The 14,571-nt window shown below is 70.9% G+C and carries 10 protein-coding genes; 4 read left to right on the top strand and 6 right to left on the bottom strand.

Translation table 11 applies throughout. The features are described from left to right. Positions 1 to 150 precede the first annotated feature (150 nt). A complete protein-coding gene (locus AB0B85_RS31580; RefSeq protein ID WP_357413066.1) occupies positions 151 to 1,338 on the top strand; it encodes an ROK family transcriptional regulator in 1,188 nt (395 codons plus the stop codon). A 5-nt stretch (positions 1,339 to 1,343) separates the two neighbouring features. Here AB0B85_RS31580 and AB0B85_RS31575 read toward each other — a convergent pair whose 3' ends face one another. The 3 genes from AB0B85_RS31575 to AB0B85_RS31565 are packed head-to-tail and all read right to left on the bottom strand — an operon-like array spanning position 1,344 to position 4,095. Continuing rightward, positions 1,344 to 2,186 (bottom strand): class II fructose-bisphosphate aldolase, encoded by an 843-nt coding sequence (locus tag AB0B85_RS31575; protein WP_357413064.1) that lies wholly within the window; start codon positions 2,184 to 2,186, stop codon positions 1,344 to 1,346. Positions 2,187 to 2,194: 8 nt separating this feature from the next. Next, a complete protein-coding gene (locus AB0B85_RS31570; RefSeq protein WP_357413062.1) occupies positions 2,195 to 3,091 on the bottom strand; it encodes an SIS domain-containing protein in 897 nt (298 codons plus the stop codon). Further along, on the bottom strand, positions 3,067 to 4,095 hold the full coding sequence (locus tag AB0B85_RS31565) for a 1-phosphofructokinase family hexose kinase (protein ID WP_357413060.1): 1,029 nt from the start codon (positions 4,093 to 4,095) through the stop codon (positions 3,067 to 3,069). The genes AB0B85_RS31570 and AB0B85_RS31565 overlap by 25 nt, the downstream gene beginning before the upstream one ends. Positions 4,096 to 4,417: 322 nt before the next feature. Between AB0B85_RS31565 and AB0B85_RS31560 the strand changes: the two genes are divergently transcribed. From AB0B85_RS31560 to AB0B85_RS31550, 3 genes are read left to right on the top strand one after another with little or no spacing between them, the layout of a single operon-like run. Beyond that, on the top strand, positions 4,418 to 5,491 hold the full coding sequence (locus tag AB0B85_RS31560; protein WP_357413058.1) for a right-handed parallel beta-helix repeat-containing protein: 1,074 nt from the start codon (positions 4,418 to 4,420) through the stop codon (positions 5,489 to 5,491). Positions 5,492 to 5,511: 20 nt separating this feature from the next. Then, positions 5,512 to 7,863, top strand: coding sequence for a family 20 glycosylhydrolase (locus tag AB0B85_RS31555; protein WP_357413056.1), 2,352 nt, complete (start codon positions 5,512 to 5,514; stop codon positions 7,861 to 7,863). Continuing rightward, positions 7,860 to 8,096 (top strand): RICIN domain-containing protein, encoded by a 237-nt coding sequence (locus AB0B85_RS31550; RefSeq protein ID WP_357413054.1) that lies wholly within the window; start codon positions 7,860 to 7,862, stop codon positions 8,094 to 8,096. The genes AB0B85_RS31555 and AB0B85_RS31550 overlap by 4 nt, the downstream gene beginning before the upstream one ends. Before the next feature lie 70 nt (positions 8,097 to 8,166). Here the strand turns inward: AB0B85_RS31550 and AB0B85_RS31545 are convergent, their stop codons facing one another. From AB0B85_RS31545 to AB0B85_RS31535, 3 genes are all read right to left on the bottom strand, one after another. After that, on the bottom strand, positions 8,167 to 10,947 hold the full coding sequence (locus AB0B85_RS31545) for a discoidin domain-containing protein (protein ID WP_357413051.1): 2,781 nt from the start codon (positions 10,945 to 10,947) through the stop codon (positions 8,167 to 8,169). 260 nt (positions 10,948 to 11,207) lie between these two features. Then, complete coding sequence (locus tag AB0B85_RS31540; RefSeq protein ID WP_357413049.1) at positions 11,208 to 11,987, bottom strand: DeoR/GlpR family DNA-binding transcription regulator; 780 nt, start codon at positions 11,985 to 11,987, stop codon at positions 11,208 to 11,210. Between the two features lie 211 nt (positions 11,988 to 12,198). Then, on the bottom strand, positions 12,199 to 14,541 hold the full coding sequence (locus AB0B85_RS31535) for a beta-galactosidase (protein WP_357413047.1): 2,343 nt from the start codon (positions 14,539 to 14,541) through the stop codon (positions 12,199 to 12,201). Between the last annotated feature and the right edge of the window lie 30 nt (positions 14,542 to 14,571).

Below are 14,571 nucleotides of genomic sequence, written 5' to 3'. Positions count from 1 at the left end.
GCGCGACAGCCCGGTCAGCCGGATGAGGTCGGCCCGGCTGAGCGGGCCGGCGCTGCGGAGCTGGGCCAGCAGGGCCTCCGTGGGCGCCGGCCACCGCGCCGTACGTTGCCGCGACGACACACGGAAGCAGGCGTCGGTCATGATGGTGCCGTGATCGAACGTCCGGATGCCATGCAACGCGTGCGGCTGGCGCACACGGAGGCCCTGCTGGCCCAGCTCCGCAGCGCCGGCCCGCTCAGCCGGGCCGACCTCATCCGGCTGACCGGGCTGTCGCGCACCACACTGTTCGACATCATCGGCGACCTCATCGCCCGCGGGGTGGTCGTGGAGCGGGAACCGGCGCTGTCCGGCCAACGGGGTCGGGGACGGCCGTCCACGACCGTCAGCCTCAACCCGTCCGCCGGCCGCATCGTCGGCATCGACCTCGGCCGGGTGACGATCACCGTCATCGTCGCCACCCTGGGGCACGACATCCTGGCCCGCGGCAGCCGCCCCATCACGCTGGCGGCGGGCCCGGCGCGACGCGCCAACGCCGCCATCAAGCTGATCGACGACCTCGTGCAGGAGCACGACATCGACCTGCGCGCGCTGGAGGCGATCGGCCTCGGCCTGCCCGGCCTGGTGGCGGGTCGGGGTCGTCCGGCGGGCGGCGGCAGCCCGTCGGTGGCCGCGAAGCAGATCAGCACGCGCATCCAGGACCGGTACGGCGTCGCCGTCGTCACCGACAACAACTCACGGCTGGCCGCACTGGCCGAGGGCACCTGGGGAGCGGCCCGCGACGTGCGGGACGCCATCTACGTCCGGTGGAGCGACGGCGTCGGCGGCGGGCTGATCGTCGACGGCCGACTCGCCCGCGGTGCGAACGGCGCGGCCGGCGAGATCGGCCACGTCAGCGTCGATCCCGACGGGGATCCGTGTCCGTGCGGTGGCCGTGGCTGCCTGGAACTGCTGATCCGCCCGTCGGCGCTCATCGAGCGGTGCGCCGCTCGTGGGGTGACGGTCGCGGACCCGGCCGACCTGGTGGCACTGGCGCGCGCGGGCGAGCCGACGGTGGTGGACGTGCTGCGGCACGCCGCGACGCTGCTCGGTCGTGTCCTGTCCGGGATGGTGGTGCAGTTGGATCCGGGCAAGGTGGCGATCGGCGGCACCCTGGCCCACACCGGCGAGGTGGTGCTCGACCCGGTCCGCGCGGCGATCGCCGAGCTGGCGATGCCCCGGCACAGCCGACGCCTGGACGTCGTGCCGGCCCAGTTCGGTGACGAGGGCGGTGCCCTGGGCGCCGTGGCGGCGGCCCTGCGACTCAACCTGTCCGAGCCCTCGCCGGCCTTCGGCGGGTAGTCCCCCTACGACGCTTCGGGCAGCAGCGTGAGCAGCCGCTGCACGCCCTCGGTCACCGCGTCCCGGCCGGCTGCGAGATACCGGCGCGGGTCGCGCGAGTGCGGCACTGCGGCACGGACGGCGTCGGTGAACGCCACGTTGAGGGCCGTACCGACATTGATCTTCACCATGCCCTGGGCGACGGCGGCACGGATCTGCTCCAGCGGCACCCCGGAGGAGCCGTGCAGGACCAGCGGCACCGGTACGGCGTCGCGGATGGCGGCCACCAGGTCGAGATCCAGCGAGGCGGTCCGGTCGGCCATCGCGTGGGAACTGCCCACCGCCACGGCGAGGGCGTCGACGCCGGTCTCGGCGACGTAGCGGGCGGCCTCGGCCGGGTCGGTGCGGACCCCGGCGGTGTGCGCGCTCGCCGGGGCGTCCGGTTTACCGCCGACGTAGCCGAGTTCCGCCTCCACCCACAGCCGGTGGTCGTGCGCCCACTCGGTCGCCTTGCGGGTGGTCGCCACGTTGGCGGCGTACGGCAGCGCTGACGCGTCGACCATCACGGAGCTGAAGCCGACGTCGGGCGCCTGTTCCAGCAGGGCCGGGTCGTCGACGTGATCCAGGTGCAGCGACAGGGTGGCGCTGGACAGCCAGGCGACCTCGGCCGTCGCCGAGGCGATCGCCGACACGCCCGAGTGGTAGCGCGCGGCGTTCTGACTGATCTGCAGGATCGCCGGCCGCCCGGCCCGCTCCGCCGCGGTGGCGATCGCCTGGGCGTACTCGATCGTGATCACGTTGAACGCGAGCACGCCGGTACCGGCGGCCTGGGCCGCCGCCACCAGGTCGGCGGTGGGAACGAGGGTCATCAGCGGCCTCAGGCGACCGGCGCGGTGAGGACGACGGACCGGGTGAGCAGCCGGGGCTGATCCGGATGCAGGTCGCGACGCACCGCGAGTTCGACAGCGAGCCGCTGCGCGGTGGTGAGGTGCGCCATGGCGTCGACGTCCTCGTGCACCACCAGCGCGCCGGTGGCGGCCAGGTCTTCGAGGAGGCCGGGCACCACCGGCCCGAAGATCCAGACCACGGACCGGTGGTCCACCACGCTGATCGGGCCGTGCCGGAACTCCATCGCCGGGTACGACTCGGCCCACATCTGTGCCGCCTCGCGCAGCTTGAGCGCCGCCTCGTGCGCCACACCCACCGTCCAGCCGGTGCCCAGGAAGGTGAACTGGTCCCGACCGACCACGGCCGGGTCGAGTGGCGTGCCGAGCTGGACCCGCGCCTGGTTGATCACCTCGGTCAGGTCCGCGCCGAGACCGGCACGCCAGAGGGCGAGCGCGGTCGTGGCGAAGCGGGTCTGCACCACCGACTGCTCGTCGGCGAAGTCGAGGACGACGCAGTCGGTCACCAGCCGGGTCACCGGCCGGTCGGCGTCGGTGGTGAGCACCGTCGAGCGGCTGCCAGCCGGCAACTGTTCGAGGAGTCGGAGCACCTCGGTGGTGGTGCCGGAACGGGTGATGGCGACGACGCGGTCGTACCGCCGCCCGGCGGGGAACTCGGAGGCGGCGAAGGCGTCGGTCTCCCCCTGGCCCGCCGACTCCCGCAGCGCCGCGAAGCTCTGCGCCATGAAGTACGACGTGCCGCAGCCCACGACGGCGACCCGTTCGCCCGGCTGGGGCAGTGCCTGCGCCACGCCGGGTCGGGCGACGAGATCGGCGGCGCGACGCCACGTCTCGGGCTGGGAGGTTATCTCGGAGGCGACGTGCGACACGGTTCCTGCTCTCTGTCGGTGCGGTGTTCTTCCAGTTCGTCGACAGTGGTGCCGGGCAGCAGCCGGGACGCCACGGCGTCGTCGTACTCGCCCGCCCACGGGCAGGCGACGGCTGCCGCCGAGACGGCCGCGCCCCGGGCGAGGACCTCCCGCCACGGCGCCCGGGTGTGCAGTCCGTACGCGAGCACTGCCGCGAGGGCGTCACCGGCGCCGGTCGGGTTGCCGACCACCCGTTCGGGCGCGTGGGCGCTGTAGGCGGCCCCGCCGTTGACCGCCACGAATCCGTCCGCGCCACGGGAGACGACACCGGCGACGGCGCCGAGCCGGACGAGCCGGTGCGCCACCTGTACGGCGTCGTCGCGGGTGCGCACCGGGCGGCCGAGCAGCTCCGCCGCCTCGTGGACGTTGGGTTTCACAAGCGTCGGCGCGGCGGCCAGCGCGTGGCGGAGCGCGGCGCCGTCGGTGTCCACTATGGTCCCGACCCCGCTGGCCCGGGCGATGGTGACGAGATCGCGGTACGCGGTCTCGGGGACGCCCGGGGGTCGGCTGCCGGACAGCACCACCACCCGTGCCGCCCGGACCCGCTCGGCGAACTCGTCCCGGAACGACTCCCACTGGGCGACTGTGACGCGCGGGCCGGGTTCGTTGAGGACTGTCGCCGTGCCCCGCCCGAGGACGGTGACGGTCCGGCGGGTCTCCGCGTCGAGGCGGGTGAACCATGCCGGCACCCCGGCCGCCGCCAGCTCGGCCTCGATCTGCTCTCCGGCGGGGCCGCCGGCGAGCCCGAGGACCATCGTCTCGGCCCCCAACTGCCGCAGCACCCGGGCGACGTTCAGGCCCTTGCCACCGGCGCGGGAGACCACGTCGGTCACTCGGTGGGAGGTGTCCGGCACCAGGTCGGGCACCGTGTAGGTGATGTCCAGGGCCGGATTGAGCGCCACCGAGATGATCAGATCGCCGCGCACCCGGGACTGCGGTGGACCGCCGTCCAGGTCTCGTCTCATATCCGCCTCTTCCGGGAGATGCCAGCCACACGAGCGCACATGATCTTTCGTGACATCCCAGCGCCAGAATCAATCAGGATGTTGCAGACCTTAGGATCTGGCCTTGGCGGCGTCAAGGTCGATCCCCGCCCGGCGCTCAGAGTTCGGAGCCCGCAGAACGTTGCATCAACTTGCACGGGGATCACGAAGCCGGAGGTCGAGCGACCCTCGCGGGCGGGCCGTCGCGGCCGGAAAAACCGCTCTTGACGGGCTTCGATATCGCTCGTAGGTTCGTCTGACATCTGACGTAGGACAATCCCCCCCCAACTGTCCGAAGGACCCCATGACGACACGACTCCCCCGCCGCGCGGTCGCGCTGGCGGGTGCCGCCGGTGCCCTCGCCGCCGTCGCCCCGCCCAGCCGCGCCGATGCCGCTGTCGCTTCGACGTCCCTGCCGGTGCTCGGCGTCTCCGACGACTGGAACGCCGTCCTCGCCCGTACGCCTCAGGTGCAGCTCGCGCCCGGCGCCACGTACACCCTCACCGCTCCGGTCGCCCTGCCCGACCGCTGCCTCATCGTCGGCAACGGCGCGACAGTCACCGTCCCCAACGACCAGACCGGCGCGCTGTCCATAGTGGGCCGCAGCGGCGTCACCATCAGCGGCGTCCACTTCCTCGGCCGCCAGGCCAGCCCGGTCGGCACCGCGCCACAGTTCGGGCATGTGGCCATCCGGATCAGCCGCAGCACCGGCGTCCGGATCCTGGACTGCGACTTCACGAACTGGCGCGGCGCCGGCCTGGCGATCACCGGGTCGGCCGCCGACGACTACTTCGGCTACCGGCTCAAGGTCAGCGGCAACGCCTTCCACCGCTGCTACTTCGGTGTTTCACTTGCCGACCGCAGTGAGTACTCGCAGCTGACCGCGAACAGCTTCACCTCGTGCCGGCTCGCGATCTGGAACTCCTCGGGGAACTGGACGGTCAACGGCAACGTCATAGTCGGCTGCTACGGCGCCTACTACTCGTTCGCCCAGACCAGCCCGTACGGGGCGCTCGCCAGTGACAACTGGGGGCACGGCAGCCTGACCGGCAACACCGTCAACCACTGCAACGGCGGCGTCCCCGTGCGGTGGAGCACCGCCCTGTCGTTCCCCATCGGCGGGGTCGAGCGCAACCCGGGCACCGGCGTCGTCGTCGACGGCGTCCTGCCACCGACCTTCACCGGCAACACCCTCTGGTACAGCGACATCCGCGCCACGAACCTGCTCGGCACCCGGTGGCTGCTGTCCGGGTGCACGCTCTCCAACCTCGCCGTCGCCTGCTCCGGCGCCACGCCTGTGCACCTGGTCGGCACGCAGTCCAACAGCGGCACCGCGCCCCTGTTGCAGGGCAACGTCAAGGATCTCCTTCCGCTCTGAACGACCGGAGGTACGTGACAGTGTTCTCTTCCCACAAGCGGCTTCTCCCTCTCCTACTCGCCTCCCTACTGGTCGGCGTCGGGCTCGGTGTCCCGTCGGCGGCGCGGGCGGCCAACCCGGCACCCCAGGTCGCGCCGAGCGTCCGGGAGTGGACCGGCGGGACCGGCGTCTGGACGCTGGCCCCGTCGTCCCGGATCCTGGTGGACCCCGCGTACGCCGCCCAGTTGTCATCGGCCGCGACGTCGCTGCGCGTCGACCTCGGCGCGATCAGCGGCGCCGACGTACCTGTCGTCTCGTCGGCGACGCCCGGTACCGGCGACATCCTGCTCACCCTGGCGAGCACCGACGCCGGGATCGGCGATCAGGGCTACCTGCTGACCGCCGGCTCGACGCTCGTGATCCGCGCGAACGCGGCGGCCGGCGCGTACTACGGCACCCAGACCCTGCTGCAGATGCTCAAGCAGAGCACGACGAGGACGACGGTCCCGGCGGGGACCATCCGGGACTACCCGCAGTACCGGGACAGAGGGGTGATGCTCGACGTCGGGCGGCACTTCTACGAGATGGACTACCTCGAGAACCTGCTCCGCCGCATGGCGTGGCTACGCCTGAACACGCTGCGCCTGCACCTCACCGAGTGGAACGGCTTCCGGTTGCGCAGCGACAGGTACCCGGGTCTGGCCTCGGCGCAGTCCTACAGCAAGGCCGATCTGCGCCGGTTGCAGGACGTCGCCAAGCGGTACCACATCACCATCGTTCCCGAGATCGACCTGCCGGGCCACGCCACGGCGATGACGACCTACGACCCGACGATGCGGTTCACCTGCTCGTCGATGGACTACGCGCCGTGGCCGGGCGGGTCCAACGGCGGCTGGACGCTGAACCTCACCAAGGACAACGCCCGGACGTTCGTGATGAACCTGCTGACGGAGTTCGTGCCGCTGTTCGACGGCCCCTACTTCCACATCGGCGGCGACGAGTACCAGACCGACAGCGCCAAGAACGCCTGCCCCGAGCTGGTCAGCTACGCGCAGGCGCGGGGGTTCGCGTACCCCGGTGACGTCTTCACCGAGTTCATGAACCTGATGAACGACAAGGTGCGCTCGTACGGCAAGACGGCGCAGCTGTGGAACTGGTGGGAGACGAACGGCCAGCAGACCAGCATCAAGCCGGCCACCAGCATCGTCCTCACCCCGTACACCGGGTCGCTGAACTACTTCTACAACCTGGGCTACACGGTCGTCGGCGTACCGGAGAGCACCCTGTACGTGACCCCCGGGCTCAACCTCTACGTCAACACCAAGAACGTCTACGAGAGCTGGACGCCGGACCAGAACGCGAAGGTCAACGGCTACCAGATGGCCCGCTGGTCGGACGCCGTGGAACACCAGACCGACGAGTGGTTCGACCAGTACGCGAAGCGGCCGACCGAGGTCGTGGCGGAGCGACTGTGGGGCGGCCCACGGTCGGGCACCGTGGAGGCGTTCTTCGCCCGGGTGGACGCGATCGGGGACGCCCCGGGTGTGCCGAGCGTGGTCCAGGTCAACGACAACACCACAGGCACCGGCGACAACCAGTTCAGCTACTCGGGCACGTGGTCCTACGGGGCCAACGGCAGCAAGCAGTTCCAGCGCGACGACCACTACAGCAGCACGCTCGACAGCGCGTACCAGGTGCGCTTCACCGGCAACAAGATCAAGCTCTTCGCCGCCCGGGCGGCGAACCACGGGCGGGCGGGCGTCTCGATCGACGGCGGCCCGGAGACGGTTGTCGACCTGTACTCCCCCACCCGGATCGACCAGGCGATGGTCTTCACCAGCGGACAGCTCGCACAGGGCTCCCACGTCCTGAAGGTGCGGGTGCTGAACAGCAGGAACAGCAGCTCGTCCGGTACGGCGGTCACGGCGGACAAGGTCGAGGTGTCCACGGCGGCGACCCCGGCCACCGCCTTCGACCCGTCGACGGAGTACCGCGTCGTCAACCGCAACAGCGCCAAGGTGCTCGAAGTGCCGGCGGGCAGCGGGGACGGCGCGAACGTCATCCAGTGGACGGGCAACGGCGGGGCGCACCAACGATGGACGCTCGTCGACGCCGGCGGCGGCTACCACCGCATCGTCAACCGCAGCGGCGGCAGGGTGCTGGACGTCTCCGGCTCGTCCACGGCCGACGGGGCAGGCGTCGTCCAGTGGACGTACCACGGCGGTGCGAACCAGCTGTGGAGCGTCATCCCGGTCGGCACACATTACAAGATCGTCAATAGGAGTTCCGGCAAGGCGCTCACCGTGGCCAATGCCGCTACCAGTGACGGCGCCGCCGTCGTCCAGTCGACCTACCGCGGAGGTACCGAACAGCAATGGACCATCACCCGATGAACGGCCGGTCGGGGGCGCGTCCGAGCCCGGCGGCCCGGACGCTCACGAACCGGGCCAGCGGGAAGGTCGTGGAGGTCGCGGTCGCCGCGCCGGCTGACGGCGGCGACGCCGTCCAGTGGGCCGACAACGGTGGTCTGCACCAGAAGTGGTCGATAGTGCCCCTCGGCAACGGGGCGGACGTCGTCCAGCGCACCGCCACCGGCGCGACCCGCCAACAGTGGTCGCTCTCCTAGGACCGTCGTCGCAGGACGCCGCGGGCTGCTCCAGCAGCCCGCGGCGTCCCGCTTCCACAGGGGTACGGGGTCAACTCCCCGACGCTGACACCACAGCTCTGCCGGTGAGCGTCAGGTCGGCCACCGTCGTCCACGGCCCCCGGCCACCGGCCTCACTCAGTGCCCGCAGACGCACGTACCGGCCGCTTCGCGCGGCGGTGAACGGCACCACCTTCTGCGTCGACGTGTCGGCGAAGGTCCCCGACGCCACCGCCGTGCCCCAGTTGCTCGGGCTGTCCGAGACGTACACCTCGTAGCTGCCGATCCGGCCGTTGACTCCCCCGTCCTGCCGGGGCAGGTACCGCAGCCCGTCGACCTGGTACGTGGCGCCCAGGTCGAGCTGGATCTCGTGCGGCAGGGGCGCGGCGGTGGCCGACCAGGCGCTGTGCCAGAAGGTGGCCGTACTGCCGTCGAAGGCGTTCGTTGCCGCGCCGTTCTCCGCGCTGGTCTCCTCGCTGTCGGCGTACACGAGTCGCCAGTTGTCGCGCGGGATCGGCGACGGCGTCGTGCTGGTGTCGGCGACCGGCAGCACCGCGCCGTCGATCCGGGTCTGGAACGCGGCGCTCCGCGACCCGGCCTTGATCCGCAGAACCCCGTCGGCGTAGAACCAACCGCTGCTCGCCGCGTCGTACGCGGCCCGGGTGACCAGCGACGGCACTGTCTGACCGGCGACGGTGACCGCGCGGGGAGCGGCCGCCAGGTGCGCGGTGAACTCGTAGGAGCGCGACGACGGCTTGCCGGCGTAGGTGCCGACGGATGCGCCCACGTCCACGGTGACCGTCCCGGTGCCGGACGTCGGCGCCGTCATGCTGACCTGCTGGGTGGCGTAGGCCCCGCTCTGGTGGGCGCGGGTGATGCCGTCGTCCTCGTAGAGCGTGAAGCTCGACGAGCCGCGCGGATACAGGTCGTAGGTGAGCGTGGAGACCGGCTTCTCACCGGTGTGGTTCATCTGCGGCCACATCGGCACTATGGAACCGCCCTTGACGAACAGGGGCAGGCGGTCGAGCGGAGCGGCGTACCCGTTCAGGGTGAGCGGGCCCTGGTAGACCCGGCCGGTCCAGTAGTCGGTCCAGGTGCCGGCCGGCAGGTAGATGCCGTCGCGCAGCTCGGTGTCGGAGACCACCGGCGCCACCAGGAACGCGTCGCCCGCCATGAACTCGCCCGACGTGGCGTTCCCCCGGGCGACCGGGTCGTTGGGATATTCCAGCACCAGGGCCCGGGTCGCCGGTACGCCGGTAGCGCTTGCCACCCGGCTCATCGTGTAGTGGTACGGCATCAGCCGCATCTTGAGCTGGAGGTACCGGCGGTTGATCGACAGGTACGGCTCGGCGTACCGCCAGGGCTGTTTGTCCTGGTAGCCGGCCGCCGGGTTGGTCACCCCCCACCCGGACATCGTCATGAACGCGGGCGTGAACGACTTCCACTGCAGGTCCCGTACGTAGGTGTTCGGGCTGCCGCCGAAGATCCCGTCGACGTCGCCGGTGGCGTAGTTGAAGCCGGACAAACCGGCACCGGCGACCGCCGGCACCGTCCACCGCATGTCGTCCCACCGCCCGTACGTGTCACCGGTCCAGACCACTGCGTTGCGCTGGGTGCCGGCCCAACCGTCGACGGTCCAGACGTAGCGACGCGCGTCGGAGTTGCGTTCGATGCCGTCCACCGCCTGCTGAACACCACGGAACGCGTTCTGGTAGCCGCCGCCGACCCAGGCGACGTCGGTCTTCACGCCACGGGTGCCGGCGGTGCCGACCTCGTAGTCGATCGACGACAGGCCGGTGGAGGTCCACAGGCCGGTCTGGAAACCGAGCGCCTTGGCACCGGCGACGGTCGCGGGCAGGTCGGTGTAGCCGCAGCCGTACCCGTCGTTGGGCAGGAACCAGCCGGACGGCATGTCCTTGGCGCGGGCCTCCCGCGCGTACGACAGCACGTCGGGGGTCCGCTGGTGCCCGGCCCGGTTGTGGTCGCCCTGGTAGGCGGGGTTGGACGCGTTGAAGCAGTCGGCGTTGCCGAGTTCGAGGCCCCACATCGGGCTCAGGAACGGCTTGCCGGTCACGTCGGTGTACGCGCCGAGCACCCCCTTGAGGGAGTCGCCGACGAAGTAGTAGGCGTCGAACCGTTCCTCGTTGTGGGTGGTGGTCACCGGCGCGGTGAAGCCGTACGAGCCGGGCGCCCAGGTGTTGCGCAGGACGCCGTAGCCGTTTGTGGACATGTAGAAGGGCGCCGGACTGGCGTTGGTGTTCTCCCGCCACTGGTTGTCCACGGCGACCGGGACCGTCTTGTCGCGCAACGCCCACTCCCCCAGGCGCAGACCGGTGCCGTAGAACTGCTCGTCGGCGGCGCGGGCCAACCGTTGCGTGGTGCGGCCCGAGCTCCAGTCGAGCGGTTGCGACTCCCGCCAGATCAGCCTGCCGTCGGGGCGCTCGACCTGCATCGTCAGGGGGCTCTTGGTGATCCGGATGACCACCGCCGAGGTGGCGATGCGGAAGGCGGTGCCCTCGTCGGTCGCCGTGCTGGCGACAGTACCGAAGTCGGTCCGCACGGTGATCTCGTTCGCCGCCGGTTCGGTGAAGGTGCCGTTGGGTGCGACCCAGACGCGGAAGATGTCCGCGCGGGCCAGGGTGAGCCGGATGCGGGCGGCGGTGCTGGTGGCGACGGTGTACGTGTTACCGGCCCGGGTGAGGCCGGTCGCGCTCCCCGGTGTGGCCGCCCGGGCGGGTACGGCGTACAGCATCGCGGCGAGCAGGACGAGGACCACGACGGCGGCCCGGACGGAGGTGCGGCGGACGTGCGCGGGCGGCGATGACCAGATCATCGTTTTCTCCCGGTGGGGTGAGGGACGATGCGGGCTCCGAGTGCGCCGGGCTGACGCGTCGGCGCTGGCCGGAGGCACGGCTGGGGTCCACCGGCCGCGACCGACACGGATCACGGCATTCACAAAGACCGATGAGATGGAATGCTGCACCCGATTGAATCAAGATGCAAGAAGTAAGCCGCAATTTCGCATCGAGTTACATCTTGTCGGCGGGCCGTACTCAGACGGGTGCTCCGGCAGACCGATCCAGAGGCCGACCCTCAGACCTGGACCACCTTCACCCCGGCCTGCTCGACGAGGCTCACCTGCTGCGGGTCCGCGGCCCGGTCGGTGATCAGGGTGTCGATGTTGCCCAACGGGCAGATCCGGTTGAAGCTGCGGCGGCCCAGCTTGGAGGCGTCCGCGACGACTATCGTCCGCGCGGCGCTGGTCACCATGACGTGGTTGACCGCCGCCTCGCCGTCGTTGTGGGCGCTGGCGCCGTGCTGGTGGTCGATCGCGTCCACCCCGAGCACGACGACGTCCAGCGCCACGGACGCGAGCATCGTCTCCGCGATACGACCGACCAGCTCGTACGACTGCGGGCGGGCCGTGCCACCGGTGAGCACCACCCGGATGTGCGGACGCACGATGAGCTCGTGGGCGATGTTCAGCGCGTTGGTCACCACGGTGGCCTCGGACAGCTGCCCGCTTCCGTCGGTGCGCAACGCGAGCGCCCGGGCCACCTCGGTCGTCGTGGTGCCGCCGTTGAGCCCGACAGTGCTACCCGGTGGGATCAGCGCCAGGGCCGCCGCGGCGATCCGCTGCTTCTCCGACGCCTGCCGCACCGCCTTGTAGCGCAGCGGCAGGTCGTAGGAGACGTTGGTGACGACGACGCCGCCCCGGGTGCGCGTCACCAACTGCTGGGTGGCCAGCTCGTCGAAGTCACGACGGATTGTCGCCGCGCTCACGCCCAGCTCGCGGGCTGTGGACTCGATCTCGAGTTGACCCTCGACGGCGACCATCTCCAGGAGCCGGTGCCACCGCTCGCGCTGGTTCACGTCTCACTCCGGTCGCTCCGCCCACCCATGCGGCCATCTTTGCATCTCCGATGCAACGCCCGTACCGCACCACGACGCCATGGACAGATCACCGCGACGGGCGAGGCCCGGCGGGTGACCCGCTGCGGCCGCCGTACCGCAACAGGTCACCCGCCGGCCCCACCGTCCCGCCCGACGACTACCCGGGCGGGCGTCAGGTGCCCCGGCGACGTCAGGCCGGGGTGAGCCGCCAGTGCTGGGCGGCGCTGCCGGTGTCGGTCTGCTGCACGATCACGGCCCCGTTGGTCGTCGCCCCGCCGGCCACGGCCAGGACCTTGCCGGTCTGCACGTTGACGAGCTTCACGAAGTCGCCGGACGCCGTGACGACCCGCCACTGCTGGTTACCGCCGCCCGTCGCGGTCCACTGGATGACCCGCGCCCCGTCCGCCGTGGAGCTCGCCTCGACGTCCGCGAGCAGACCCGAGCTGACGCTGGTCATCGTGGTGACGGCACCCACCGCGCCGGCCATCAGCCACGCCTGGTTGGCACCGCCGTTGGGGGTCCACTGGATCAACTGCACGCCGGTGACCCGGGACAGGTCCGGCACGTCGAGGGCCTTGCCGCTGGCCCGGTTGACGACAGTGTGCCGGACCGCGCCCGACTGGCCGCTCAGGGTGGCCTCGAACGAGATCGGCTGGGCCTGCGTCTGGTGCAGGTCGAAGACGACGATCTCGTTGGTGCCGACCCGCAGCCACGGCGCCGGGCAGTAGAGCCGCTGCTGCGGCCCCACCTTCCAGTAGCGGCCCAGGTTGCGGCCGTTGACCCAGACCACGCCCTTGGTCCAGCGGGACATGTCGAGATACGTGTCGCCGGTCTGGGTGAGGCTCACTGTGGCCTTGAAGAAGATGCCGGGCCGCGAGCTGTTGGTGATCACCGGACGGAGGCCGGCCACGAACGCCTCGTCGACGGGCAGCAGGTGGGTCTGCCAGTTGGTCAACGTGCCGGTCAGGGTGCCCGCGTCGACGAGTGCCACCCGTTCGGTGATGCCCTTGCGGTCGACAAGCGCCTGGCCGTAGTTGTTGCGGCCCATGCCCTCGACCAGGATGTCGAGCGTGGGGCTGCCGCTGGCCGAGGTCTTCAACGGCAGCGGCGCGTCCTGCACCGTCACGCCGAGCGGCGTGGTGTAGGCCGCCGGGAGGTTGCTCCGGGACAGGCCGCCCTGGTAGACGCCGTCGAGGAACACCGTCGCGTAGTCGCGCACCGACCTGATGTCCAGCGTCGCCCGGGTGTAGCCGGGCAGCACGCGGCGGTACAGCATGAAGCCGGAGTTCTGCCCGTACATCTCCATCGGTTGCGGGTTCGTCTGGGTCGACAGTGCGGCCGGCAGGTTGTCCCAGAGCGAGGCGTACGGCGCCGGCAGCACCGCCTGCCCGCCGGTACGCACGATGGTGGGGATCGGCGCCGGCACGGCCGGCAGCGTCACCCCGAGGGCCGTGCCGATGATCTCGCGGTAGGTCGGATACAGCCGCGACGGGCCGCCCTGCTCGGTGATCGGCGCGCCGTAGTCGTAGGTGGTGACGTCCGCCTGGTAGCCGGACCCGTTGTCGGCCGCGTTCGCGCCGGCCGAGTACCCGAAGTTCGTGCCACCGTGGATCATGTAGATGTTGAACGACAGCCGGCCGGCCATCAGGCCCCGCAGCTGGGCGGAGATGTCGGTGTTGGATCCGGCGAAGCCGCCGTCGCCCCAGTGGGTCAACCAGCCCGGGTAGAGCTCGCCGGACATGGCCGGGACGGTCGGGAAAGACTTGCGCGCGGCGGCGATGGCGGCGGCGTCACCACCGCTGAGCGCGATCGCGCCACCGGTGACGACAGTCCGGTTGCCCTGCACCTGGCCGAGACCGTCCTCGGTGTAGAACGGTCCGGTGATCCCGGCCCGCAGCCACAGCTGTCGCAGTTCCTCCAGGTAGACGACGTCGTTGCCGTACGAGCCGTACTCGTTCTCGATCTGCACCATCAGGATCGGTCCGCCGTTGGCCACCATCAGCGGCTTGACCACCGCGGCGAGCGCGTTGATGTAACGCGTGACGGCGGCCATGTAGTTGGGGTCGGCGGCGGTGCGGACCCGCAGCCTGATGCTCGGGTTACGCAGCAGGTACGGCGGTAGGCCACCGAGGTCCCATTCGCCGCAGACGTACGGGCCGGGACGCAGCAGCACGTACATGCCCTCGGCCTGGCACAGGCGGATGAAGCCGGCGATGTCCCGCCGATCGGTGGTGAAGTCGAAGACGCCCTGCCGTTCCTCGATGTGGTTCCACATCACGTAGATGGCGATCGTGTTCATGCCCATCGCCTTGGCCATCTGGATCCGGTGCCGCCAGTACTGCACCGGGATGCGGGCCGGGTGCATCTCGCCGCTGCGGATCTGGAACGGCTGGCCGTCGAGCAGGAAGTTGCTGCCGTCGGCGGAGAACCCGAAGGTCTGCGCCGCCATCGCGGCGTTGGCCGGGCCGCCCGAGGTCAGCATCGCCGCGAACGGACTGAGCACGCCGAGGGTGAGGACTTGGCGCCGTTCCATGGAGTCTCCTTCGGACAGGCGTCGCCGACG

Origin of the sequence: Micromonospora sp. NPDC049044 (genome assembly GCF_040649215.1) — a bacterium.
In the GTDB taxonomy this organism is placed as follows: domain Bacteria; phylum Actinomycetota; class Actinomycetes; order Mycobacteriales; family Micromonosporaceae; genus Micromonospora.
This window is presented reverse-complemented; position numbering and strand designations above follow the sequence as displayed.